This window comes from Bifidobacterium gallicum DSM 20093 = LMG 11596, assembly GCF_000741205.1.
Taxonomy (GTDB): Bacteria; Actinomycetota; Actinomycetes; order Actinomycetales; family Bifidobacteriaceae; genus Bifidobacterium; species Bifidobacterium gallicum.
This window is the reverse complement of the sequence record NZ_JGYW01000005.1, coordinates 198,081-220,474: the sequence shown is the minus strand read 5'-3', so window position 1 is coordinate 220,474 and position 22,394 is coordinate 198,081. Positions and strand designations below refer to the sequence as shown.

Annotated in this window: 20 protein-coding genes and 12 tRNA genes; 28 read left to right on the top strand and 4 right to left on the bottom strand. The window is 55.5% G+C overall.

Annotation, left to right across the window (positions count from 1 at the left end; genetic code table 11):
* The first annotated feature begins 46 nt into the window (after positions 1 to 46).
* From trpA to BGLCM_RS05410, 12 genes are all read left to right on the top strand, one after another.
* On the top strand, positions 47 to 934 hold the full coding sequence (trpA, locus tag BGLCM_RS05465) for a tryptophan synthase subunit alpha (protein ID WP_006294644.1): 888 nt from the start codon (positions 47 to 49) through the stop codon (positions 932 to 934).
* Between the two features lie 140 nt (positions 935 to 1,074).
* Entirely contained in the window at positions 1,075 to 1,989 is a 915-nt protein-coding gene (lgt, locus tag BGLCM_RS05460; RefSeq protein ID WP_006294643.1) for a prolipoprotein diacylglyceryl transferase, read from the top strand.
* A 39-nt stretch (positions 1,990 to 2,028) separates the two neighbouring features.
* Complete coding sequence (gene rpe, locus BGLCM_RS05455; RefSeq protein WP_044085022.1) at positions 2,029 to 2,706, top strand: ribulose-phosphate 3-epimerase; 678 nt, start codon at positions 2,029 to 2,031, stop codon at positions 2,704 to 2,706.
* A 63-nt stretch (positions 2,707 to 2,769) separates the two neighbouring features.
* The gene (locus tag BGLCM_RS05450; protein ID WP_006294641.1) at positions 2,770 to 3,033 is read left to right on the top strand and encodes a phosphoribosyl-ATP diphosphatase; all 264 of its coding nucleotides are present in this window, start codon (positions 2,770 to 2,772) and stop codon (positions 3,031 to 3,033) included.
* Positions 3,034 to 3,234: 201 nt separating this feature from the next.
* Positions 3,235 to 4,086, top strand: a complete 852-nt coding sequence (gene hisG / locus BGLCM_RS05445; protein WP_044085021.1) for an ATP phosphoribosyltransferase — start codon at positions 3,235 to 3,237, stop codon at positions 4,084 to 4,086.
* 75 nt (positions 4,087 to 4,161) lie between these two features.
* Positions 4,162 to 4,815, top strand: coding sequence for a CDP-alcohol phosphatidyltransferase family protein (locus BGLCM_RS05440; protein WP_044085103.1), 654 nt, complete (start codon positions 4,162 to 4,164; stop codon positions 4,813 to 4,815).
* 267 nt (positions 4,816 to 5,082) lie between these two features.
* Positions 5,083 to 5,877 (top strand): DUF881 domain-containing protein, encoded by a 795-nt coding sequence (locus tag BGLCM_RS05435; RefSeq protein WP_006294638.1) that lies wholly within the window; start codon positions 5,083 to 5,085, stop codon positions 5,875 to 5,877.
* The gene (locus BGLCM_RS05430; RefSeq protein ID WP_006294637.1) at positions 5,878 to 6,210 is read left to right on the top strand and encodes a small basic family protein; all 333 of its coding nucleotides are present in this window, start codon (positions 5,878 to 5,880) and stop codon (positions 6,208 to 6,210) included. It begins immediately after the preceding gene.
* Between the two features lie 23 nt (positions 6,211 to 6,233).
* Entirely contained in the window at positions 6,234 to 7,142 is a 909-nt protein-coding gene (locus tag BGLCM_RS05425; RefSeq protein WP_081450374.1) for a DUF881 domain-containing protein, read from the top strand.
* Positions 7,143 to 7,147: 5 nt separating this feature from the next.
* The gene (locus BGLCM_RS05420) at positions 7,148 to 7,588 is read left to right on the top strand and encodes an FHA domain-containing protein (RefSeq protein WP_006294635.1); all 441 of its coding nucleotides are present in this window, start codon (positions 7,148 to 7,150) and stop codon (positions 7,586 to 7,588) included.
* Between the two features lie 220 nt (positions 7,589 to 7,808).
* A complete protein-coding gene (locus tag BGLCM_RS05415) occupies positions 7,809 to 8,435 on the top strand; it encodes a MerR family transcriptional regulator (RefSeq protein ID WP_044085100.1) in 627 nt (208 codons plus the stop codon).
* 68 nt (positions 8,436 to 8,503) lie between these two features.
* Positions 8,504 to 8,869 (top strand): hypothetical protein, encoded by a 366-nt coding sequence (locus tag BGLCM_RS05410; RefSeq protein ID WP_052295093.1) that lies wholly within the window; start codon positions 8,504 to 8,506, stop codon positions 8,867 to 8,869.
* 213 nt (positions 8,870 to 9,082) lie between these two features.
* On the opposite strand, the gene tal is transcribed toward BGLCM_RS05410, so the two are convergent.
* Both tal and tkt read right to left on the bottom strand, forming a co-directional pair.
* Positions 9,083 to 10,186 carry a transaldolase gene (gene tal, locus BGLCM_RS05405; protein ID WP_006294631.1) on the bottom strand — a complete coding sequence of 368 codons (1,104 nt, stop codon included), beginning with the start codon at positions 10,184 to 10,186 and terminating at the stop codon, positions 9,083 to 9,085.
* A 120-nt stretch (positions 10,187 to 10,306) separates the two neighbouring features.
* Complete coding sequence (gene tkt / locus BGLCM_RS05400; RefSeq protein ID WP_006294630.1) at positions 10,307 to 12,403, bottom strand: transketolase; 2,097 nt, start codon at positions 12,401 to 12,403, stop codon at positions 10,307 to 10,309.
* Positions 12,404 to 12,899: 496 nt separating this feature from the next.
* Between tkt and hrcA the strand changes: the two genes are divergently transcribed.
* Entirely contained in the window at positions 12,900 to 14,048 is a 1,149-nt protein-coding gene (gene hrcA, locus BGLCM_RS05395) for a heat-inducible transcriptional repressor HrcA (RefSeq protein ID WP_006294629.1), read from the top strand.
* Between the two features lie 121 nt (positions 14,049 to 14,169).
* Positions 14,170 to 15,315 carry a molecular chaperone DnaJ gene (dnaJ, locus tag BGLCM_RS05390; protein ID WP_006294628.1) on the top strand — a complete coding sequence of 382 codons (1,146 nt, stop codon included), beginning with the start codon at positions 14,170 to 14,172 and terminating at the stop codon, positions 15,313 to 15,315.
* Positions 15,316 to 15,462: 147 nt separating this feature from the next.
* Here dnaJ and BGLCM_RS05385 read toward each other — a convergent pair whose 3' ends face one another.
* Entirely contained in the window at positions 15,463 to 16,254 is a 792-nt protein-coding gene (locus tag BGLCM_RS05385) for a fructosamine kinase family protein (RefSeq protein ID WP_006294626.1), read from the bottom strand.
* Positions 16,255 to 16,493: 239 nt separating this feature from the next.
* Here BGLCM_RS05385 and BGLCM_RS05380 point away from each other — a divergent pair, with 239 nt between their 5' ends.
* Complete coding sequence (locus BGLCM_RS05380) at positions 16,494 to 17,381, top strand: undecaprenyl-diphosphate phosphatase (protein ID WP_006294625.1); 888 nt, start codon at positions 16,494 to 16,496, stop codon at positions 17,379 to 17,381.
* 79 nt (positions 17,382 to 17,460) lie between these two features.
* On the opposite strand, the gene BGLCM_RS05375 is transcribed toward BGLCM_RS05380, so the two are convergent.
* The gene (locus BGLCM_RS05375; protein WP_006294624.1) at positions 17,461 to 18,303 is read right to left on the bottom strand and encodes a PAC2 family protein; all 843 of its coding nucleotides are present in this window, start codon (positions 18,301 to 18,303) and stop codon (positions 17,461 to 17,463) included.
* Positions 18,304 to 18,825: 522 nt separating this feature from the next.
* On the opposite strand from BGLCM_RS05375, the gene BGLCM_RS05370 reads away from it, so the two are divergent.
* From BGLCM_RS05370 to thrS, 13 genes are all read left to right on the top strand, one after another.
* Positions 18,826 to 18,898, top strand: a tRNA-Gly gene (locus BGLCM_RS05370).
* A gap of 30 nt (positions 18,899 to 18,928) precedes the next feature.
* Positions 18,929 to 18,999 (top strand) — tRNA-Cys (locus tag BGLCM_RS05365).
* Between the two features lie 28 nt (positions 19,000 to 19,027).
* Positions 19,028 to 19,099 (top strand) — tRNA-Val (locus BGLCM_RS05360).
* Positions 19,100 to 19,140: 41 nt separating this feature from the next.
* A tRNA-Val gene (locus tag BGLCM_RS05355) sits at positions 19,141 to 19,213 on the top strand.
* Between the two features lie 25 nt (positions 19,214 to 19,238).
* A tRNA-Gly gene (locus BGLCM_RS05350) sits at positions 19,239 to 19,311 on the top strand.
* Between the two features lie 30 nt (positions 19,312 to 19,341).
* Positions 19,342 to 19,412 (top strand) — tRNA-Cys (locus tag BGLCM_RS05345).
* Between the two features lie 28 nt (positions 19,413 to 19,440).
* Positions 19,441 to 19,512: transfer RNA gene (locus BGLCM_RS05340), tRNA-Val, on the top strand.
* Between the two features lie 41 nt (positions 19,513 to 19,553).
* Positions 19,554 to 19,626: transfer RNA gene (locus tag BGLCM_RS05335), tRNA-Val, on the top strand.
* Between the two features lie 25 nt (positions 19,627 to 19,651).
* Positions 19,652 to 19,724: transfer RNA gene (locus BGLCM_RS05330), tRNA-Gly, on the top strand.
* A gap of 58 nt (positions 19,725 to 19,782) precedes the next feature.
* Positions 19,783 to 19,854: transfer RNA gene (locus tag BGLCM_RS05325), tRNA-Val, on the top strand.
* Between the two features lie 44 nt (positions 19,855 to 19,898).
* A tRNA-Val gene (locus BGLCM_RS05320) sits at positions 19,899 to 19,971 on the top strand.
* Positions 19,972 to 19,998: 27 nt separating this feature from the next.
* Positions 19,999 to 20,074, top strand: a tRNA-Gly gene (locus BGLCM_RS05315).
* Between the two features lie 162 nt (positions 20,075 to 20,236).
* Complete coding sequence (gene thrS, locus BGLCM_RS05310; RefSeq protein ID WP_006294623.1) at positions 20,237 to 22,282, top strand: threonine--tRNA ligase; 2,046 nt, start codon at positions 20,237 to 20,239, stop codon at positions 22,280 to 22,282.
* Positions 22,283 to 22,394 lie beyond the last annotated feature (112 nt).

Sequence of the window (22,394 nt, the reverse complement as noted above, 5' to 3'; positions counted from 1 at the left end):
CAATGAGCATATCCAAGAATCGTATGAAGACTATGAGGACACTACTATGACACAACATGACCAGAGCACTGCCGCAACACCCTCCGGCCAGCCGCTTGGCATCAAGCACCAGCCAAGCCCTACTGCAGCGCGCATCGATGAGTTGAAGACACAGCATAATCGTCCGGCATTCATTGGCTATTTGCCGTTCGGTTTCCCTGACACTGCCACAAGCGTGGATGCGGTACGCACCCTTGTCGAAAATGGCTGCGACATCGTGGAAATCGGTCTGCCATACTCCGATCCCGTTATGGATGGCCCCGTTATCCAGCGGGCCAGCCAGATTGCCATTGAGAACGGTGAGCGCATTGCCAACGTATTCCAAGCTGTGGAAGCGGTGGCTGCCGCTGGTGGCGTGCCGTTGATCATGAGCTATTGGAATCTGATTTTCCATTATGGCGTTGATGCGTTTGCGCGAGATTTCGCCAATGCTGGTGGCGCCGGCCTGATCACGCCCGATCTGATTCCGGATGAGGCGGGAGAGTGGATTGAGGTTTCCGACCGGTATGGACTTGACCGTGTGTTTATGGTCTCTCCGGATTCCACTGATAAGCGTTTGGGTATTGTGTCGCGTAATGCGCGTGGCTTTGTCTATGCGGCTTCACGCATGGGTGTGACGGGTGAACGTGACGCCATTGATGTGGGTCCACAGACGCTGGTGCGTCGCACGCGTGAAGCCGGTGCTGACCATGTGTGTGTTGGCATCGGCGTGTCCAATGCCGAACAGGCTCAGCTGGTTGGTTCCTATGCGGATGGCGTCATTGTCGGTTCCGCGCTCGTGCATACGTTGCTTGATGGCAATGGCAATGCCAAAGCAGATCGTGGCGCCGCTTTGGCCGACTTGGCCAAGACAACGGCATCCATTGCTGAAGGTGTGCGTACTGCACGTCAATAATGAGGTGCATGCGCGTGTGCGCATGATGCTCATGCCGCATGCTTGATGATGCGCATTCAAGCGTTGTGGCATGCGGTTGCCATGCAGGGAAGGGTTCATCGTCTTTTGATGATGAACCCTTCGCGCTACCATCGTGAAGCATGACAACACTTGCCTATATTCCTTCGCCTACGATTTCTCAATTTGAGCTTGGGCCGTTCACGATTCATATTTATGCGTTGACGATGTTGCTGGGCATCGTGGTGTGCGTATGGATGTTGACCGTGCGCTGGCAACGCTATGGCGGCACTTTTGACCAAGTGCTGGACACTACGCTTGTTGCTGTGCCATGTGGCATTGTGGGAGCTCGTCTTTACCATGTGGTGACCACTCCCGAACGCTTCTTTGGCCCCAACGGGGATTTCGTGGAAATCTTCCGCATTTGGAACGGGGGGTTGGGTATCTGGGGAGCCATTCTTTGTGGCGCATTGGGTGCTTGGGCTTGGTGTCATCACAAGCGTTATCCGATGGCATTGATGGCTGATGCCATCGCACCGGGGCTGTTGGTGGCTCAGGCCATTGGCCGTTTGGGCAACTGGTTCAACCAGGAGTTGTATGGCAAACCGACCACGTTGCCGTGGGGCCTGAAATTGAATAACCAAGGTACGGCCATCGGTTCAAGTGAACAATGCTATGACGGGGCCACCTGTCCTACCGGCACGTTGTTTCATCCCACATTCTTGTATGAGATGATTTGGAATCTTATCGGTGCGGCGCTCATCATCTGGATTGGGCACAAGACAATCAACAGGTTGAAGGCGGGTTCGTTGTTCGCGTTGTATGTGATGTGGTATACGGCGGGTCGTACGTGGATTGAAATGTTGCGTATTGATTTTTCGCATCAGATTCTGGGCTTGCGCGTCAATGTGTGGGTTTCGATTATCGTGTTCATTCTTGGCGTTGTGGCGTTCATTATCATTCAGCGAGTGGGCACATCCACGCAGGTTCTGGCCAACAAGCTTGAATCCATCACAATGCAGGAACGCGACCAGCAGGAAGAATCACAGCACGCGTAGTGGACGGCTGCACCCGCTTCGTCTGCGACAATCCATAGAATGCACTGTATGACTGCTATTCAAATCGCACCTAGTATCCTGTCCGCTGATTTCTGCAACCTTGAGCGTGACTTGAACCGTATTGCCAATGCGGATCTTGTTCATGTGGACGTCATGGACCATCATTTCGTGCCGAACCTAACGATGGGTGAGCCCATTGTCCAGCGCATTTGCGAGGTCACTCCGGTTCCGGCGGATGTTCATCTGATGATTGAGGACCCTGATCGTTGGGCTCCGGAATTCGCCAAGCTTGGTGCAAAATCGGTCACATTCCATATGGGTGCGACGCATGCTCCTGTGCGTTTGGCCCGTCAGCTGCATGATATGGGTTGTGAGGCTTGTTTCGCGGTGCGTCCTGCGGAACCGGTAGAACCTATTTTCGATATTCTTGAAGAGTTTGACACGATTCTGATTATGACGGTGGAACCCGGATTCGGTGGCCAGAAGTTCCTTGGCAACCAAATGGACAAGGTCCGTCGTCTGCGTGACGAAATCACGCGTCGCGGTTTGAAGACGAACATTCAGGTTGATGGTGGCGTGAGCCCTTCCACAGCTCCGATTGTCGCTGCCGCAGGCGCCAATATTTTGGTGGCGGGTTCCGCTGTGTATGGTGCGGATGACCCGGCTGTGGCCATTGATCAAATCCGTGAAGCCGCACAGGCTGCGTACCGCGACTGAACTCCAAGCCACCGGCATGCCTAACTGCCGAATATCGAACAACTACAAGGAATGCGACCAATCATGAAGACATTTGAATCGCTGTTTGAGGAACTCCAGCAGAAAGCCGCCACGAAGCCTGAAGATTCGTTGACGGTACAGGAGCTGGAAAAAGGTACCCACTTCATTGGCAAGAAGATTGTGGAAGAAGCGGGTGAAACTTGGATTGCCGCCGAATACGAAGGCGCTGAACGTACCGCTGAGGAAATGAGCCAGCTCATTTACCATCTGCAGGTCATGATGATTGACCGTGGCATCACACTTGAGGACATCTATAAGAACCTCTAGTCCGCCATTGCACAATTCTCTGGAATCTTACGGTCCCGATGTCGCCTCTGTACCGGTGTTCGGGGCCGTTCGATTTGCATGGACACTCAACCGTTGACAGTCAATGAGGCCCATGCTCTTTTGAAGCTCGTGGAATCGTCAGGATTGCCGCTTGTTTCGCACCTATGACCACATCGAGCAGTACATACCATGGAGGAAACCATGCTGCGTATCGCCGTGCCCAACAAGGGCATGCTTTCAGAACCCGCTTGGACCATGCTTGAAGAAGCAGGCTACCGTTTGCGATCCAATCCGCGTCAACTGGTGGTGGAAGACCACGATAATGATGTGGAACTCTTCTATCTTCGTCCGCTCGACATCGCCGTATATGTAGGTCGAGGAACAATCGACGTGGGCATCACTGGACACGACTTGCTGCTCAATTCGGGCACTGATGCCAAGGAGCATATGGAATTAGGATTCGGCGCTTCCACGTTCCGTTTCGCCGCGCCCAACGATTCCGACATTCATACGCTCCAAGACGTGCAAGGCAAGCGTGTGGCGACTTCCTTCGACAAGCTCGTCCATGATTATTTGCAAGCCCATGGTGTGCAGGCGGAAACAATCCACTTGGATGGCGCTGTGGAATCCTCAGTGCAACTTGGAGTGGCCGATCTGATTGCCGATGTGGTATCCACGGGCACGACGCTGCGCAATGCGGGCCTACGCATTTTTGGTGACCCAATTGTGCATTCCGAGGCTGTGCTGATCCGCTCGCCACGCTTGGATCAAGACAATGAACGTCTGGTGCGCTTGAGCCGACGTCTGCAAGGCGTCTTGACGGCCAAACGCTATGTGCTCATGGACTTTGACATCCCTTCCGACAAAGTGGCGGAAGCGGTGCGTATTACGCCAGGTTTTGAAAGCCCGACCATTTCCTCGCTGCACGAGAAGCAGTGGTCTGCTGTGCGTGTCATGGTGCCCAAAGCTGAAGTCAACCATCTTATGGATAAACTATATGAAATTGGTGCTCGCGGTATCATCGTTACGGCCATTCAAGCCACACGCATGTAACTGCAACACCTGCTCATAATGACGACCCCATGGGCTGGCCTCGTGTCAGCCCATGAAACCATGATGGAACGTACGATGGCACCAAAACTTATTCGCAAGTACAGCCCTGAAGCCCGGGACGTGATTTTCACCATACCCAACCTCATCAGTCTGTTCAGGATTCTGTCCATACCGGTCATTGCGTTCCTCATCACCAAACATCTCATGATTGCCTCGTTGATTGTGCTGGCCGCTTCAGCCGCATCGGATGCGCTTGATGGATACGTGGCGAGAACCTTCAACCAGGTCAGCAAAATCGGCCAGATTCTCGATCCGATTGCTGACCGGTTGCTGATTTTCTTCAGCGTGGGGGCATTGGCAATCAATCAAGTGATTCCGTGGTGGATGCTCATCGCCGTAGTGTTACGCGACGTCATGCTGGGCGTGCTGAGTCTCGTGATGGCCCAACATGATTACGGTCCGTTGCCTGTGCATTTCGTGGGCAAGGCTGGTACGGCGGTACTGATGTTCGCGATTGTCGGACTCATGGTCGCTGAAATCGACGCGTCCATGTACTGGTCGCAGCTGCTGCATTTGATTGCCGTGGCATGTGCTATTTGGGGTATTGCACTGTATTGGACGGCAGGCATCATTTACATGGCACAAGCCTTGCCGTTATTGCGTACCGACCAACCCTCGTCTACGCTGGCGGAAACGCTCGCGGCCCCTCATGAAGACAATCACGACTGACTATGGCACGGGTCACGGCGTATATGGCGCACTGACAGCACCACTCATAACGCGTAGAGCAGAGGAGTCGAGCATAGAAGGGCAAGGATGATGACGCAGCAACTACCGCCGTCGCATGCGGTGGAAGGAACGAACCGTCCCAAACATCGACGTGCCGTGTTTTCCAAATCCTACCGTTCCATCGAATCTCATCATGCGCAATCACCGGACCAACTCGCCGGGCAGCCACAAGCAGCGGCTCGTTCAAAAGTCCATCATGATGACTCCATGCAACTGATTGATGATTTGATCAATAGGCCCTATGACGCGTTGTATGGTGATGCACGGTTAGGGGTACGCCCAACATCGGGTGTGCGTTATTGGTACACACGCATCGTGGTGTTTGTCATCTGCGTGGCCGTAGGGTTTTACGCATGCCTGTTTGTGCGCCAACTCAACACCGATCCACGCAAAGAAGTGCGTGAAAGTTTGGCGTCGCAGCTCGAAACCAACACTGATGAAGTGCGTGACCTCAACAAGCAGATTGAACAGTTGCGTACACAAATCGACCAACAAAACACGCAGCACGGACTCAGCGCCGCCCAACGTATGGTGCAACATGACGATATGACTTCGGGCCTGCTGCCCGTCGAAGGTCCAGGCATTACAATGAGTTTGGCCAATTCGGTGTCGGCCCAAGGCACCAGCATCAACGCACCGGCCGATGGTTCCGCAAAAATCCGTGTCATTACCGATACCGATTTGCAACAGCTAGTGTCGCTGTTATGGCAAGGGGGAGCCGAAGCCATCGCAATCAACGGACACCGGCTTGGGGCACAAACGTCCATCCGCACAGCGGCTGGATCCATTTTGATCGGTACCGATCCCGTCCATAGCCCGTATCGCATTCAGGCAATCGGTAACGCTGACGCACTGGCGGAGTGGATGGGCAGCAAACATCTCGCAGCATTGTATGACTCATACAATCGAGCCGGCATTCATCCGGAAATCAGCAAAGAGCGGATGATGCGCCTGAATGCAGCCACGGCTGGCGGTATAGTGGTTGCCCAGAGGAGTGAATAAATGGCAGCTGTATTAGGTCTTATCATCGGTATCGTCGTCGGCGTCTTCGTGCGCCCTGACATTCCCGTGGTGCTTCAGCCATATTTGCCGATTATGGTGGTCGCCGCATTGGATGCGCTACTGGGAGCCGCCCGAGCCTATTTTGAACGCAACTTTTCCGATAAGGTGTTTGTGATTTCATTTTTCGCCAATGTCATCACCGCCACGCTGCTGGTCTTGCTCGGCAACCAGCTTGGTGTGGGCTCGCAGTTGTCCACCGCCGTCATCGTGGTATTGGGCATCCGCATCTTCTCCAATGTTTCCACTATCCGACGCTTCATCTTCAAAGGCTGAGGCAAGCCGGACAAGGACCGTGAATGAATACCCGTCAAGAACGTCCAACAGCCACGCATTCCACAGAACCGTCATCGTCCAACAGTGGCGAGCACAGTAATAATCCTGCTGAAGAAATCACACACAAGGATTTGCTGCGCAAGATTTCCCAACAACGCGCGCAAGACAGGGAGAATGATTCCACCCAGACGGGCGCGTTCCCTGTGGTCAATAAAACCTCCAAAAACAAACTGAAAAACTCCTCACGCACGTTGCGGTCGCGGCTGGCTTCCAGCGTGCTTGTCGCGTTGTTGTGCGCCATGTTGGGCTACGGATACGTCATTCAAATCAACAACACCGACATGACGTACGAAACGATGAGCGAGACCGAGCTGACGCGTCTGATTTCGGAAACCAGCATGCAAGTGGACCGTCTCAAAGATCGTAAAGACCAGCTCAGCGCGCAGCTTCGTTCGCTGCAAGCCGCGGCCGACAAACAAGCGCAAGCCCAGAAAATCGCGGAGGAGAACGAGGCAGCGAGCGGTATCCTGTCGGGCAGGCTGCCAGCCCAAGGTGAGGGCATCATTGTGCGCATCACGCAGGGAACCAAGCAAATGATTGATCCCTCGATTCTGTTCACGCTGATTGAAGAATTGCGCAACAGTGGTGCCGAAGTGATTTCGATTGACGATGTGCGCGTGGTGACGTCCACGTACATTGCGCAGGGTGACGGCGCGTTGATCTGTGATGGCGCCATGCTGAGCACACCATATTTGATCAAAGCGATCGGAGACCAAAGCAACTTGCAGAACGCCGTCAATATGGCGGGCGGTGTCGGTTCCCAGCTCACTGTCAAATACGGTGCTAAGGTGTCCATAGAGACCTCATCCGATGTGAAGATCACCGAGGTCGCCCATAGCAGTGATTTTGAGTATGCAAAGATTGTAGAATAACGACTATGACTGAACCGATTCCTAGCGCAGGCGAGACCACAATCATTGGTCTGCCCGCCATCAATTTCCCCGTGACCACAACGTCGGACCGTCCACTGACGCAAGAGGATCTCGAAACCATCGCCCGTCTGCCAGATGGGGCGGGACTGCTGATTTCAACGCGTGGTGCCGTGTCGGGATCGCGGTATCTGCTGGACGTTGATGAAATCAGCGTCGGCCGCGACCCTCGTGCCGATATTCTGCTCGACGATTCCACGGTATCGCGTGCGCATGCCGTATTCCGCCGGATTAACGGCACCTATCACGTGTTTGATGCGGGCAGCCTGAATGGCACGTATGTCAACCGACAGCGTGTCGACAACGCGCCGTTACGTAACGGCGACGAAATCATGGTCGGCAAGTTCCGTCTCGTGTTCTTCACGAATACCGCTGTCTCTCGCGTTTGAGTAATCGTGCACACGTGCCAGTATTGTGCGTGTGCAGCAACGTGAATGCAGAAGGAGGAGTGCTTTGTCAGCTTCCAGCCAGACCGTGCAGCTCGCTTCTGCAGACGGTCATGGTATTTCCGCCAACCCCAGCGAAGGCTACGCACCGATGCCAGCGCAAACGAAACTGCCGCACCACCAACGCGGCGTGCGTTCGATTCATGCAGCCCAACCGCAGATCATGGGCGGACTTGTCCAAGGCGAACTGTTTGACACAGCGGACAGTGAACGTTTTACTCGTGGTTATCGAGGCACAGTGGCCTCAAAAATTGCGGGTATCACGTATCGGCAGTTAGATTACTGGGCTCGCCAACATATCGTCGAGCCGTCGCTCGCACAATCGCAAGGATCGGGATCACGACGATTGTATTCGCTCAAAGATGTGATTATTCTTGCCGTGTCCAAACGCTTGCTTGATGTTGGTATCAACTTACAGAACGTGACACAAGCCGTGCAGTTTTTGATGGACAAAACCACAGCACAGCTGGAGCACACCACAATACTGTGTGACGGCATGTACGTGCATGAATGCGCGAGCCCTGACCAAATCGCAGCGCTGCTGGGGGAGGGCAAAGCCGTGTTCGGCGTGTCGGTGGGCGCCCTTTGGCACCGTATTCATGATGCACTCGAGTCGGAACCGTATACCGAACTTGACGATAACGATGATGACGTTCCTGTACTGATTGCGCTCGATGATGTGGATGAACTGGCGGCTGAACGGGCTGAACGTATGGAGCAGCGTTTCGAGCAGCGTTTCGAACATCGCCAACACGTCATGCAGGAACTCAACGAGCACACCAGGTTGTGAGCACGATGCCTAGTGCACCGACGCTAGTAAGTATGTAGTCAAGAAATGTGCAAGAGGGAGAGGGAATCATGAACGCATTGCCGGCCATTGTTTGGGTCATTGCCGCGGCATGCTGTTTGCTGGTCATTGGCATTACCGTGGTGCGCAGCCACTATGTCACGCGCGTGGAGCAACCCGTACAGCCAGTGAGTTGGACGATGGTGGGAGCCCATCTGCTGACGCTTGTTATGATCGCATTGCCCTACGCTTTGTTTTTGGGCATGCGGGATCAGATGCCCGCATCATTGTTGGCAAAATACAATAGCGTCGGCATAGTCAGCGCTGTTATTGCAGTGCTGCTCGTGATGGTGCAACTCGTGCTCATGTATCTGCAAGCTCGTCGTGCGATGATGAGCCAGATTGACGAAACGTTGGAACACGCGCAACGGCATTAATGCAGCCGCCGCTCGTCGGGACATCATGTATGCAAGCGCGCACAAGCCGCGCAAACCAAGCCGCCTACATCAGAGTGCGCAATTCGGTAGAGATGCAAGGGATTCGCATCACATATCAATGAGGGGCTGTCCACCACATTGGGTGGGCAGCCCCTCACCGTGAAATCTCACGCGGTATTGCAGAACGTCAGTACTGGCGTTCTAGCGCGGGTCTCAGCCGTTGACGCGGTCGATGCCGGCCTGCACATCAGCCAGGACGGTGTCCCAGGACTTGATGAAGGCAGCAACGCCATCAGCCTCGAGCTTGTCGGTAACGGCCTTGAAGTCGATGCCGAGAGCAGCGAGCTGGTTCATGACATCGTGAGCGTCATCGAACGTGCCTTCGATGGACGGAGCGCCATTGCCGTGATCAGCCAGAGCCATCAGCGTCTTCTCCGGCATCGTGTTGACAACGTCGGGAGCGACGAGCTCGTCAACATACTTGGTGTCGGAGTAAGCCGGGTTCTTGGTGCCCGTGGAAGCCCACAGCGGACGCTGCACCTTGGCGCCCTTGGCAGCCAGATCGGCCCAGCGCGGATCCTCGGCGAACTTCTTCTGGAACAGTTCATAAGCGAGGCGAGCGTTGGCCACAGCGGCCTTGCCTTCGAGAGCCTTGGCCTCATCGGTGCCAATCTCCTCAAGCAGGGCGTCCACAGCGGTGTCCACGCGGGACACGAAGAAGGAAGCCACGGAAGCGATGTGCTCCAGCGGGTGGCCGTTGGCGTCAGCCTGGGCAATACCCTCGATGAACGCATCGATAACCTGCTCGTAGCGCTCGAGTGAGAAGATCAGCGTCACGTTGACGGAGATGCCCTTGGCGAGCGTGGCGGTGATGGCCGGCAGACCTTCAAGCGTTGCCGGGATCTTGATCATCGCGTTCGGACGGTCAACCTTCTCCCAGAGTTCCACAGCCTGCTTCTCGGTCTCTGCAGTCTCATGAGCCAGACGAGGATCAACCTCGATGGACACGCGGCCGTTGACGTAGTCGGTGGCCTCAGCGATAGGGCGGAAGATGTCGGTGGCGTTACGCACATCGGTGGTCGTCAGCTCGCGGATAGCGGTTTCGACGTCAACCTTGCCGAGCTCCTTGAGCTGGGCGTCGTACGGGCCGACCTGGGAGAGAGCCTTCTGGAAGATGGAAGGGTTCGTGGTCACGCCAACAACGTTGTCGTTGGCGATGAGCTCCTGCAGGTTGCCCGACTCGATACGTGTGCGGGACAGGTCGTCCAGCCAAATCGAGACACCGTTATCGGAAATGCGCTGAGTTGCTTCAGTCATTTGGTTATTTCTCCTTGATTCCTCAATTGGATCAACAATTCACATTATTCTTGCAAGTCTGAACAAATGATTGCAAGAAAGGAAAAGGGGCGTGTCCTTGCGGACACACCCCCTACAACATCACTTGGTGCTTTCGATGGAAGCCTTGGCGGCCTCAACCACATGCTCGGTGGTGATGCCCAGATCAATCATGTTCTGAGCGCCGTCACCCTGCAGACCGAACTGCTCAATCGAGACAGGCTTGCCATAGGTGCCCAGGTACTTGTACCAAGGCATGGCCAGACCGGCTTCAACGGAGACGCGAGCCTTGACGGAGGCCGGAAGGATACCTTCCTTGTACTCTTCGTCCTGCTCCTCGAACCATTCCATGGACACCATGGAGATGACGCGGGCCTTGATGCCTTCTTCAGCAAGCTGCTTGCCAGCGGCCACAGCCCACTGCACTTCGGAACCCGAAGCCATGATGATCACGTCCGGCTCGCCATCGGTGTCGAGCAGCACGTAAGCGCCCTTGCGCACGCCTTCCTTGGCCTTTTCGGCGGTTTCAGCCAGCGTCGGCACGCCCTGGCGCGTCAGGATCATGGCCGTAGGCAGCGTGTTGTTCTTCTCGAAGAAGTAACGGTATGCCTCAGCGGTTTCCCACTGATCGGCAGGACGCACAACTTCGAGCTGCGGGATGCCACGGAACGAAGCCAAATGCTCGATCGGCTGGTGGGTCGGGCCATCCTCGCCCAGAGCCACGGAATCGTGAGTCCATACATACAGGTTCGGGATCTCCATCAGGGCCGACAGACGCACAGCGGCACGCATGTAATCGGCGAACTGGAAGAACGTGCCCGAGAACGGACGCGTGTCGGAACCCAGCAGAATGCCGTTGGTGATGCAGCCTGCGGCGAACTCGCGCACGCCGAAGTGCAGCTGACGGCCGTACGGGGACACGTCAGGCCACTGCGTCGTAGCGTACTGGGCAGGAGCGAAGGACTTGGCGCCCTTGATGTTCGTGTTGTTGGAACCACCCAGATCAGCGGAACCACCCCACAGCTCAGGCATGACCGGAGCGATGGCATTGATTGCGGCACCCGAAGCCTTACGCGTGGCAACCTTGTCGCCAACGTTGAAGCCAGCTTCGAGCTCGTCGATAGCGGCGTCGAAGCCCTCAGGCAGCTTGCCGGCCTTGATGCGCTCGTACAGCGCAGCCTTGTCCGGGTTGGCCTGGGCCCAAGCCTGCAGCTTCTCGTCCCATTCCTTGTGGGCTTCCAAACCGCGCTCAGCAACCTTGCGAGCGTGAGCCAGAGCCTCTTCGTCGATGGCGAAGGACTGGGCGGCGTCGAGGCCGAGAGCCTTCTTGAGGCCGGCGACAGCTTCCTCACCCAGGGCCGAACCGTGCGAGGACGGATCGTTGGTCTTGCCCGGGGTCGGCCATGCGATCAGCGTGTCGACCTTGATGAAGTGAGGCTTGTCGGTGACCTGCTGGGCCTTCTCGAGCACAGCGGTCAGGCCTTCAACATCTTCCTTGTAGGAGCCGTCAGGCTGGATGAAGCTGATTTCATCGGTGTACCAGCCGTAAGCCTTGTAGCGCTCGATGACATCCTCGGCGAAAGCGATCTTGGTTTCGCCTTCAATCTGGATGTGGTTGGCGTCGAAGATCACGAACAGGTTGCCGAGATCCTGGTTGCCGGCCAGCGAGCTGGCTTCGCCGGAAACGCCTTCCTCAACGTCGCCTTCACCGCAGATGACCCACACATTGTGGTCGAACGGCGAGGTGCCCTCAGCGGCGTCAGGATCGAGCAGTCCGCGCTCGAAACGCTGGCCGTAGGCGAAACCGACAGCGGAGGCGACACCCTGGCCCAGAGGACCGGTCGTCATTTCGATGCCCGGGGTCAAGCCGACCTCAGGGTGGCCCGTCGTGCGCGTGTCAGCGCCGCCACGGAAGTTCTTGATGTCATCAATCGTCAGGCCATAGCCCGAGAAGAACAGCTGCACATACTGGGTCAGCGAAGCATGGCCGCCCGAGAGGATGAAGCGATCGCGACCCGCCCAGTTGGGATCGTTCGGATCATGCTTGATGAAGTGCTGGTAAAGCGTATAGGCAATCGGAGCCAACGAAATAGGCGAACCGGGGTGGCCGTGGCCAGCGTGCTGTACAGCGTCGGCGGAGAGAGCCTTGGCCATGTTGATGGCGCGCTCGTCCAATTCAGACCAGGTGATATCGGTCATTGAGATCTACTTTCCTTCCAATACTTCGGGCGGAACTCGGTGAGGCGGTATGCCGCTTCGTTCCTCCCTCACATTGCCCTTTCATAGTAACGTTGTCAACAGACTTACTGAGGTTGCCCCAATCCTAGTGTTTTGAACCTATGTGCTTGGCATGGGGGTTGTCGCGGCAATGCGATAAACATGGTTCTTTTTCAATATGGAGACATGCTCGCGGCCGGCTGATTAGCACTCTGGCGCCAAGAGTGCTAAACCAGTACTCATGGATGTTGTGTGATGCATGTGGATGCATGTGGTGGTGATGCGGTGAGCGGCGCGAACTCGCGCTCCGCGTTGCCTTCCGCTATGCCAGCCGTTTCGGGCAAACCGGACATTTCAGTCAAATCCGGGAATGAATCGGATTGATTCGGATTTGGTTCCAGTAGTGGATCGGCGACTCGACACTCCACTATTAGCAAGACATTCAGTAGGACATTCAAGTCAGGAAACAGGGGGAGCGATGGCACAGACCCGGCGCATGTTGGTATTACGTGCAGTGGTCGAAGACTATATTCGCAACCAGGAGCCCGTGGGCTCTTCAGCCTTGGCGAGACGCCATGATCTGGGTGTGAGTTCCGCGACAATCCGTAACGATATGGCCGTGTTGGAAGCGGAAGGGTATCTCATCCAACCGCATACGTCGGCAGGACGCATTCCCACGGAAAAAGGGTATCGCTATTTTGTGGACCGATTGGCGACTGTAGTGCCATTGTCACAAGCGCAACGGCAAGGCATCGGCACATTCCTGGCCGGGTCGGTCAATCTGCAAGACACATTGCGGCGTGCCGCACGGTTGTTGTCGCAAATCACCGGGCAAATCGCCGTGGTCGCCTCGCCATCATTGTCAAAATCCACGATGCGGCATGTTGAATTGGTGCCGATTGCCACCAACACGATGTTGGCTGTGGTCATTACCGATACTGGTCGTGTGGCGCAGCATGTGCTGGCGGCTCCGGCAATGCCGACCCCCGATGATATCCGGCGTGTCGCGCAGATTGTCAACCGTATCTGCACGGGGCATGGTTTGAGGGATTGCGCGGGTCGTATCCGTGCATTGCGGTCCGATGATCTGGGCAGTTGGGACACTGATTTGACGGTGCGTCTTGCAGCCGCGTTGGATGCCATGGCCGATGAGGAACATGCCAGTGATTTGTACATGGCCGGCACCGCCCGTCTTGCACATCGCGAAACCTCCCAAGATTTGGGACCATTGTTTGACGCGTTGGAGGAACAAGTGGTCATCATGCGATTGATGACTGATTTAAGTGAGCATCTTGATGACCGCGGTATCGGTATCGCCATCGGTTCGGAAACCAAGACGCCCGGTTTGATGCATGCCTCAGTGGTGACCAGCGGCTATGGGCAGGACACCACCAATCACGGCCATAAAGCGGACGATGATTATGCGCATTCGGATGCCCGGCATATGGCGGATGCGGCTGAGACATCCTTTGGCTTGAGCGAACCATCCTCCAGTTCTGCGGTCACGCCCGTCGCATTCGTGGGATCAATTGGCCCCACTCACATGGATTACGCCACAACAATGGCAGCCGTGAGCACCGTGGCATCCTATTTGACTGAGTTTCTGGGCAATGAACGGCCACAGTAAACCAATACCGGCGAATACCAGCGAACAACAGCCAATACCAGACGAGCGCACCCGCCAACTATCAACCAACTAGCAACATCAACCATCTATCGACCACCTCCATCACGAAAAGGAATGAACAGTGACCGATTATTACGAGATCCTCGGTGTGAGCCGTACCGCATCCGAAGAAGAGATCAAAAAGGCGTATCGCCATAAGAGCCGCCAATATCATCCCGATATCGCCGGTCCTGAATTCGAGGAGAAATTCAAAGAAGTCAACAGCGCCTATGAAGTGTTGTCCGATCCCGACAAACGCCAGATGTACGATGCGGGCGTGGACCCGAACAACCCGCAGTCCGGGTACGGCGCAGGTTTCTCCGGTATGGGCGACATGGGCGACATTTTCAGTTCGTTCTTCGGTTCCGCGTTTGGGGCCGCTTCCGGCTCCGGCCCCATTCCGCGTACGCAACCGGGCAGGGATTCGCTGGAATCGATGACCATTGATTTGCGTACTGCCGTGTTTGGTGGCAACCAGAAGTTCACCGTTGACACGTTCGGCGTGTGTAACCAGTGTGGAGGCAGCGGCTCGCAAGATGGCAGTCAACCACAAACCTGTCCCGATTGCCATGGATCGGGCCAGGTGCAAAAGATGGTGCGCACCATGTTGGGCACGATGATGTCATCGTCGCCATGTCCTACCTGCCAAGGCCACGGTACCGTAATTGAAGACCCCTGCACAGTATGTCATGGTCAAGGCCGTGTGCGTGTCAAGCGTGACATGACCGTGAGCATTCCAGCCGGCATTGTCGATGACGCGCGCATACGTCTTGCCCACCAAGGTGAAGTCGGCGAATGCGGTGGTCCTGCAGGCGACCTGTATATTGATGTGCGCATCAAGCCCGACAGGCAGTTCACGCGTCAAGGCAATGATTTGCATTGCTGGATTCGCGTACCGATGAGTTGGGCTGTGCTGGGTCATACGGTTGAGATCGACACGTTCGATGGCATGCACAATGTCGATATTCCTGCGGGTTGCCAACCCGAGCAAACGGTCACAGTCAAGAATCTGGGCGTGACCGATATACGGGACAATACCGAGCGCGGCGACCTCATCGTGCATGTGAATGTGGAAATTCCAACCAAGCTCAACGATAAGGAACGATCTCTCATCGAGCAATTCTGCGACATGCACGATGATGAGGATGGCCAGTTGGACTGCAATGCCAAGCCGGTTGCGCCGGCCAAAAAGGGATTCTTCACGAAGTTGAAGGAAGCGTTCAACTAATACCAGTGAATACTGGTAATACTGGGTTGAATGCCAGTAATACTGGGTTGAAATGCTGACTCAGTGTGGTGTGGGCTTCGGGGTGCATGCCCGACGGTCACACCACACTGAGTTCACAATACCGGGTCCACCATGCTATCAGCGCTATCAATCTAACAGCGAGCGGCACATGCGCCGGTACTGGTTGACGTAACCGCCGCCAAAGAATACGCAATGGCCCGCAATCGGATAGAGCTGCCACAACGTCACGCGTCGATCAAACCCTGCTTTGAGCGGGTGCACCGATGTATAGCCGTCCATAATGCGGTCAAGATAGCTCATGCCGAACAGGTCAAGCATGGCCAGATCCTCTTCACGATGGCCGCCGTGGGCAGCCGGGTCAATCAATATGGCATCCACTTGTCCGCTATCAGCCGTGTACATGACATTGCCGCTCCACAAATCGCCGTGCACACGTGCGGGTTTGTCGTCACGGGCTTTGCCCAACAATTCCGGCAACGCCTCGATTACTTCCTGGGTCAAATCCATGTCGGCGTCCCTGAGCTCGCCACGCGCAATGCCGAGCTCGACCATCGGCCTCAAGCGTCCCTCGGCATAATATGTAGCGACATCAGTCCATGACCCCGTATCCATCGGCACCGGGTCCTGCAACGGTCCGAAATAACAGGTGCCGTCGTACCCGTCAGGAGCCGACCCGAAATATTGGGCACCGGCATCATGCATGCGCGCGAGCGCGGCTCCGAACCGGAATGCGGCATCAGGCGTGGGGGAGCAGGGGCTCACACGCTCAATGTCAAGATAGTTGTCTGCCCAATCCACTACTTCGACCACACGTGGGCCGCCCTGGGCATGGGCTTGGCCGAGCCATTGCAATCCTTTGGCTTCGCAGGCAAAAAACCCTTGGGGACTATACGCGCGAGATTTCCGATAGGTGCTCATGGCTTTCCTCCTGTGTGGTGGCCATTCGTGGTTTATGAATCGCCTGTTGAACGACATTGTTGGTTCGCCCGCTGACATTGAGTTGGGTGGGCGTGACGTTGCTGATGATTGGACTGTTATGCGTTCGGGTGTCGCTGTGATGCGGTCTGCTCTGCGGTTATGCCTCACGTTGCTGACTTTTTCTGGGGCAGCGGTAACGTATTGGCTGTAAAGAACCATCGAATAGCTAGCGGGGATGTATGAATTTCTTCCAAGCCATTGTGTTGGGGCTGGTGCAGGCATTGACTGAATATTTGCCCGTGTCTTCCAGCGCCCATATCCGCATTGTCGGCGACTTGATGCTCGGCAGCGATCCAGGTGCGGCGTTTACGGCCATCATCCAATTGGGTACGGAACTGGCGGTTCTGCTCTATTTCCGTCACGACATCATCAATATTTTAAAAGGCTGGTTCAGTTGTTTGTTTGGTCGTGAGGGCAAAGATTGGCAGCATCGTCTGGGCGCGTCGAACAAGGATGCCCGGTTGGGTTGGTATATCATCATTGGCACGATTCCTATCCTGATTGCGGGTGTGCTGTTCCAGGACGCGATTGAAACGACGCTGCGCAACCTGTGGATTACGGTCTTCGTGCTGTTTGCGTTCGGTATTGCGCTGTGGATTGTTGACGAGCGTTCCCGCCAGGTCAAAACGATTGAGGATATGACCGTACGTGACTCCATTTGGTTCGGTATCGGCCAGATGCTGGCGTTGATTCCTGGCGTCTCTCGCTCCGGTGGCACAATCACGTTTGGCCGTGCCATGGGATACACGCGTGAGGCCGCGGTGCGTGTGAGCTTCTTGATGGCGATTCCTGCAGTGTTCGGCGCCGGTATTTTGGAGGCCGTCAAGGCCGTGCACGACGCTCAGACGGATGCGTTGTTCCCCGGTTGGGGTGCCACGATCGCTGCGACCATTGTGGCGTTCATCGTTGGCTATGTGGTGATTATCGGGTTCCTGAAGTTCGTTTCCACGTTCTCGTACAAGGCGTTCGCCATTTACCGTATCGCGTTGGCCGTTATTGTGGCGGTGCTGCTGCTGACGGGCGTGCTTTCCCCGTTGGAGGGTGTGCCGGTGGGTACGAACGCTTGATATGGCGTCAGTGCCGATGAACAAAAGGCCGGTCCTGTACCGTTGGGTGCAGGACCGGCCTTGTTTTTATGATTTCTGTTTATTCTTTGTCGTGGGGATAATCACGCAGGAACGACTCCGCCTCACTGACAAGCTGTTGCACGGCGGGTGAGCCCGAAGCAGCAATGGCTTTGGCTCGTTCATTCATGTCATATTCATGTTCAAGTTCCGACACAAAATGCTCAAGCTCAGGATTGTTTTGAGTAAGCAGTGAAGCGCGAGCGCGCCATTGCTCGGCTTTGCGCGGCAAATCGCCAAGGTCGAGTTTGAAGTCAATCTGCTGGTTCAGCGTTTCCATGAGTTGCAAGGTGCCTTGCGGACACAAATCATTGCCCAAGTATTTGGGCACCGACACCCAGATGGAGGTCGTGTCGAACCCTTCTTCGTCGGCTGCGGCGTCCAGTACGTGCGGAATGCCGATCGGACCGCTGTATTCCACGCTTTGATCGGCCCCGTTGCCTTCCACTGTGATTTCCAATGGCAAAGGACGCGTGTGCGGGCAGTCGGCAAACATGGCTCCGAGTGTATAGATATGGGTCACTTCGAATTCTTCGGCCAGACGCAGGCTTTCCCGGCAATATTCCAGCCAGCCGTAGTTGGGTTCCGGCCCCAATTGTGCAAGGATATGCAACGTGTCGCTGATCGAGATGTCATAAAACGTGGTTTGTGGCCACAGGATGCGCCGAAAGCCTTGGATACTGCACTGAATGGGTCGTGATACCTGGTAATCGTAATAGCCATCACGATTGATGTGGCCGACTTCGACCGACGGATAGTGGGAAACGAGCTGACGAATGACGTCAGTAGCACACTGATCCGCGTCGTTCCATCCATCAAACGCCGCGACCATGATGATTTGCGGTTTGGGCCCTTTACTGTACATAGTCAATACTGTAGCGCGTTCAAGGATTCAGGGGTGATCACGTCCGCCTGCCGCTAATGATTGTTGCATTTATATTACGAAGCCGCAAAAGGATGCTACGATGCTGTACACTATGGGCTTTTGTACCGAATATGTGCTCTCTGGCAGATAAATCACGTCTGCAATACGCTGCTTTACGGTGTTACTTCGTCTAATTATCGCGTCAAGTTCAGTGAACACCGTTCCCTGTGGCATATATGGCGGTGTCCCTGTGCGTCGGTGCGTGAGCGGATAGTTGTGATGGGGTATGGGGGGCGGCAGGTTGAAAATCTATGACCTATGAATCGATACGTAGTGCGGGGCGGTGCATTATCACGATATTTGAGACGGCAAAAAGCGTCGGTCCAAACATGCTGTAAGCCTCGGCGATCGCTGTCAGGGCAACCGTTTGCTCAAAAACGACACGCCGGATTTGCAAATCACATGAATGTGTTTATAGTAGTTACTCGTGCTCAGGCAGCGACGAACTGCCGGGAAGCATACGCGGACATAGCTTAGTTGGTAAAGCGCGACCTTGCCAAGGTCGAGACCGCGGGTTCGAGTCCCGTTGTCCGCTCTAAGGTCCGATGAGTCTGACAGACCTTACGGTGGGTTAGCCAAGCGGTTAGGCAGCGGCCTGCAAAGCCGTATAGACGAGTTCGACTCTCGTACCCACCTCTTGGAACTTCGGTTCCTCGCACGACCCGGGCGGTTGGCGCAGTGGTAGCGCACTTCCCTGACACGGAAGGGGTCACAAGTTCGAATCTTGTATCGCCCACGCGTCAGCAAGCAATTGCTGGTCGATAATTGAATAGCTTTGGGTGATTGGCGCAGCGGCTAGCGCACTTCCTTCACACGGAAGGGGTCATAGGTTCGATTCCTATATCACCCACGAATCGGAACACTGTTTCGGTTACGCGGACATAGCTTAGTTGGTAAAGCGCGACCTTGCCAAGGTCGAGACCGCGGGTTCGAGTCCCGTTGTCCGCTCTAAGGTCCGATGAGTCTGACAGACCTTACGGTGGGTTAGCCAAGCGGTTAGGCAGCGGCCTGCAAAGCCGTATAGACGAGTTCGACTCTCGTACCCACCTCTTGGAACTTCGGTTCCTCGCACGACCCGGGCGGTTGGCGCAGTGGTAGCGCACTTCCCTGACACGGAAGGGGTCACAAGTTCGAATCTTGTATCGCCCACGCGTCAGCAAGCAATTGCTGGTCGATAATTGAATAGCTTTGGGTGATTGGCGCAGCGGCTAGCGCACTTCCTTCACACGGAAGGGGTCATAGGTTCGATTCCTATATCACCCACGAATCGGAACACTGTTTCGGTTACGCGGACATAGCTTAGTTGGTAAAGCGCGACCTTGCCAAGGTCGAGACCGCGGGTTCGAGTCCCGTTGTCCGCTCAAGATGCAAGTCGAGCCCGGCTGTTTAGTCGGGTTTTCTTGTGTCGGAAGTCAACCTGGGCGGTTGGCGCAGTGGTAGCGCACTTCCCTGACACGGAAGGGGTCACAAGTTCGAATCTTGTATCGCCCACAAGTGCGATAGTCAATATCGCACGGCAACAACTGAATGAATCCGGGTGATTGGCGCAGCGGCTAGCGCACTTCCTTCACACGGAAGGGGTCATAGGTTCGATTCCTATATCACCCACCCTATGGGGATTCGTTCATGTGCTATGCGGACATAGCTTAGTTGGTAAAGCGCGACCTTGCCAAGGTCGAGACCGCGGGTTCGAGCCCCGTTGTCCGCTCCAGCGACCCGGTGCATGCACCGGGTCTTTTTCATTTTCAGCCCTGAATTGACACGTGTCCGGTGATGGTGAAGCAATGTCAAGACACAGCCATAGTTTTAAGCATTGAAATCTCAGTCCAGGCCTGCACCTTGTACCGCGGGCCCCGATAGCAAAGGACACCCCATGGCTGAACACAGCATCTCCCTGACGATTGATGGCGAACAGAAGGAGGTGGATGCGGGCCTGACAGGCGTCGAACTGTTTTCGGACAACAAAGACATCATCGCAGTACGCCTCAATGGCGAGCCCCGCGACCTCTATACGCCGTTGAATGATGGCGACATCGTGGAATCCATCATGCTTGATTCCCCGGACGGCTTGGCCATCATGCGCCATTCCGCCACGCACGTCATGGCCCAAGCGGTGCAAGAGCTGCGCCCCGATGCCAAACTTGGCATCGGTCCGGTCATTGAAAACGGTTTTTACTATGACTTCGACGTTGAGGAACCGTTCACGCCCGACGATTTGAAGACGATTGAAAAGACGATGCAGCGCATCATCAAATCGTCGCAGCGTTTCCAGCGTCGCGTGGTGACTGAGCAAGAGGCTTTGGATGCCGAAGCCGATCAGCCGTACAAGATTGAGCTGATTGAAGACAAAGAAGCGGCTCTCGACACCGAAGCGGCCCAAGATATCAGCCACAAGGAACTGAGCTTCTACGACAACATCGACCGTGAAGGCAATGTGGTGTGGACGGATTTGTGCCGTGGACCGCACCTGCCGAACACGCGGTTCATCAAGGCGTTCAAGCTTGAACGTGCGGCTGCCGCTTATTGGAAGGGTTCGGAAGCCAATCCGATGTTGCAGCGCATCTATGGCGTGGCATTCGCCACGAAGGATGAGCTCAAGGCCTATCAGCAGCGCATGGAAGAAGCCGCCAAGCGTGATCACCGCAAGCTCGGCCAAGAAATGGATCTGTTCAGCTTCCCCGATGAGATTGGTCCGGGTCTGGCAGTGTTCCATCCCAAGGGTGCAGCCATCATCAACGCGATGGAAGACTATTCACGAGACATGCATCGTCGCCACCACTACAGCTTTGTGCAGACCCCGCATATCACCAAGGGCAAGCTGTACGAGACTTCCGGACATTTGCAATGGTACAAGGATGGCATGTATCCGGCCATGCATTTGGATGAAGAGAAGGACGCCGAAGGCAATATCGTCAAGCAAGGCTTCGACTACTATCTCAAGCCGATGAACTGCCCGATGCACAACCTCATCTTCAAGTCGCGTCAGCGTTCCTACCGCGAACTGCCGCTGCGTCTGTTCGAGTTCGGCACAGTTTACCGCTACGAGAAGTCGGGCGTCGTCCACGGTTTGACGCGTGTGCGCGGTTTGACCCAGGATGATTCGCACATCTACTGCACGCGTGAGCAGATGAAAGATGAGCTCAAGAACCTGCTGCAATTCGTGCTCAAATTGCTCAAGGATTACGGTCTCAACGACTTTTATCTGGAACTGTCCACGAAGGATGAGCACAAGTTTGTGGGTTCCGACGAAATCTGGGAAGAGGCAACGAACACATTGGCTGAAGTCGCCAAGGATTCCGGTCTTGAGCTCGTGGCTGATCCGGGTGGCGCTGCGTTCTACGGTCCGAAGATCTCGGTGCAGGCCCGTGACGCCATCGGCCGTACCTGGCAGGTATCCACAATCCAGCTCGATTTCAATCTGCCAGAGCGTTTCGGTCTTGAATACATCGCCAAGGACGGCACCCACCAGCGTCCTGTAATGATTCACCGCGCGTTGTTCGGCTCCATTGAGCGTTTCTTCGCGATTCTGCTCGAGCATTATGCGGGCGCGCTGCCTGCTTGGATCGCTCCGGTACAGGCGTTGGGTGTGCCCGTTGCCGACGAGTTCGCTCCACATCTGCAGCGGTTCATGGACTCGCTGGAGGAAGACCTCGTGCGTGTCGAGATTGATTTGTCGGACGACCGTTTCGGCAAGAAAATCCGTAACGCATCCAAGTCGAAGGTGCCGTTCATTTTGATTGTTGGTGAGGAAGACATGTCCAACAATGCCGTGAGCTTCCGTTTCCGCGACGGCAGCCAGCTGAACGGCGTGCCCGTCGACGACGCCCGCCAGTGGATCCTCAAGGCGATCAACGAGCGTGTGCAAGTGAACTCCGCCGACGATTTCCAGCAGCTTATCGGCGCTGAATCGCACGAGTGACGTCACCTGGGTGCGGCATATATTTCCGCACTCGCACAGGGAACCGGATTAGTTCGGTTCCCTGTTTTTGATTACCGTGATGTGAATCATGGCGAATCCATGCCTCACATGC

Bases quoted from the DNA above. Each gene is read 5' to 3' on its own strand.
- tkt (WP_006294630.1), bottom strand. From the start codon at position 12,403: ATGACCGATATCACCTGGTCTGAATTGGACGAGCGCGCCATCAACATG.
- BGLCM_RS05420 (WP_006294635.1), top strand. From the start codon at position 7,148: ATGACTGAACCGATTCCTAGCGCAGGCGAGACCACAATCATTGGTCTG.
- BGLCM_RS05385 (WP_006294626.1), bottom strand. From the start codon at position 16,254: ATGAGCACCTATCGGAAATCTCGCGCGTATAGTCCCCAAGGGTTTTTT.
- BGLCM_RS05450 (WP_006294641.1), top strand. From the start codon at position 2,770: ATGAAGACATTTGAATCGCTGTTTGAGGAACTCCAGCAGAAAGCCGCC.
- BGLCM_RS05375 (WP_006294624.1), bottom strand. From the start codon at position 18,303: ATGTACAGTAAAGGGCCCAAACCGCAAATCATCATGGTCGCGGCGTTT.
- lgt (WP_006294643.1), top strand. From the start codon at position 1,075: ATGACAACACTTGCCTATATTCCTTCGCCTACGATTTCTCAATTTGAG.
- thrS (WP_006294623.1), top strand. From the start codon at position 20,237: ATGGCTGAACACAGCATCTCCCTGACGATTGATGGCGAACAGAAGGAG.
- rpe (WP_044085022.1), top strand. From the start codon at position 2,029: ATGCACTGTATGACTGCTATTCAAATCGCACCTAGTATCCTGTCCGCT.
- BGLCM_RS05440 (WP_044085103.1), top strand. From the start codon at position 4,162: ATGGCACCAAAACTTATTCGCAAGTACAGCCCTGAAGCCCGGGACGTG.
- BGLCM_RS05430 (WP_006294637.1), top strand. From the start codon at position 5,878: ATGGCAGCTGTATTAGGTCTTATCATCGGTATCGTCGTCGGCGTCTTC.
- hisG (WP_044085021.1), top strand. From the start codon at position 3,235: ATGCTGCGTATCGCCGTGCCCAACAAGGGCATGCTTTCAGAACCCGCT.
- BGLCM_RS05435 (WP_006294638.1), top strand. From the start codon at position 5,083: ATGCAACTGATTGATGATTTGATCAATAGGCCCTATGACGCGTTGTAT.
- hrcA (WP_006294629.1), top strand. From the start codon at position 12,900: ATGGCACAGACCCGGCGCATGTTGGTATTACGTGCAGTGGTCGAAGAC.
- BGLCM_RS05380 (WP_006294625.1), top strand. From the start codon at position 16,494: ATGAATTTCTTCCAAGCCATTGTGTTGGGGCTGGTGCAGGCATTGACT.
- BGLCM_RS05415 (WP_044085100.1), top strand. From the start codon at position 7,809: ATGGGCGGACTTGTCCAAGGCGAACTGTTTGACACAGCGGACAGTGAA.
- tal (WP_006294631.1), bottom strand. From the start codon at position 10,186: ATGACTGAAGCAACTCAGCGCATTTCCGATAACGGTGTCTCGATTTGG.
- BGLCM_RS05410 (WP_052295093.1), top strand. From the start codon at position 8,504: ATGAACGCATTGCCGGCCATTGTTTGGGTCATTGCCGCGGCATGCTGT.
- trpA (WP_006294644.1), top strand. From the start codon at position 47: ATGACACAACATGACCAGAGCACTGCCGCAACACCCTCCGGCCAGCCG.
- BGLCM_RS05425 (WP_081450374.1), top strand. From the start codon at position 6,234: ATGAATACCCGTCAAGAACGTCCAACAGCCACGCATTCCACAGAACCG.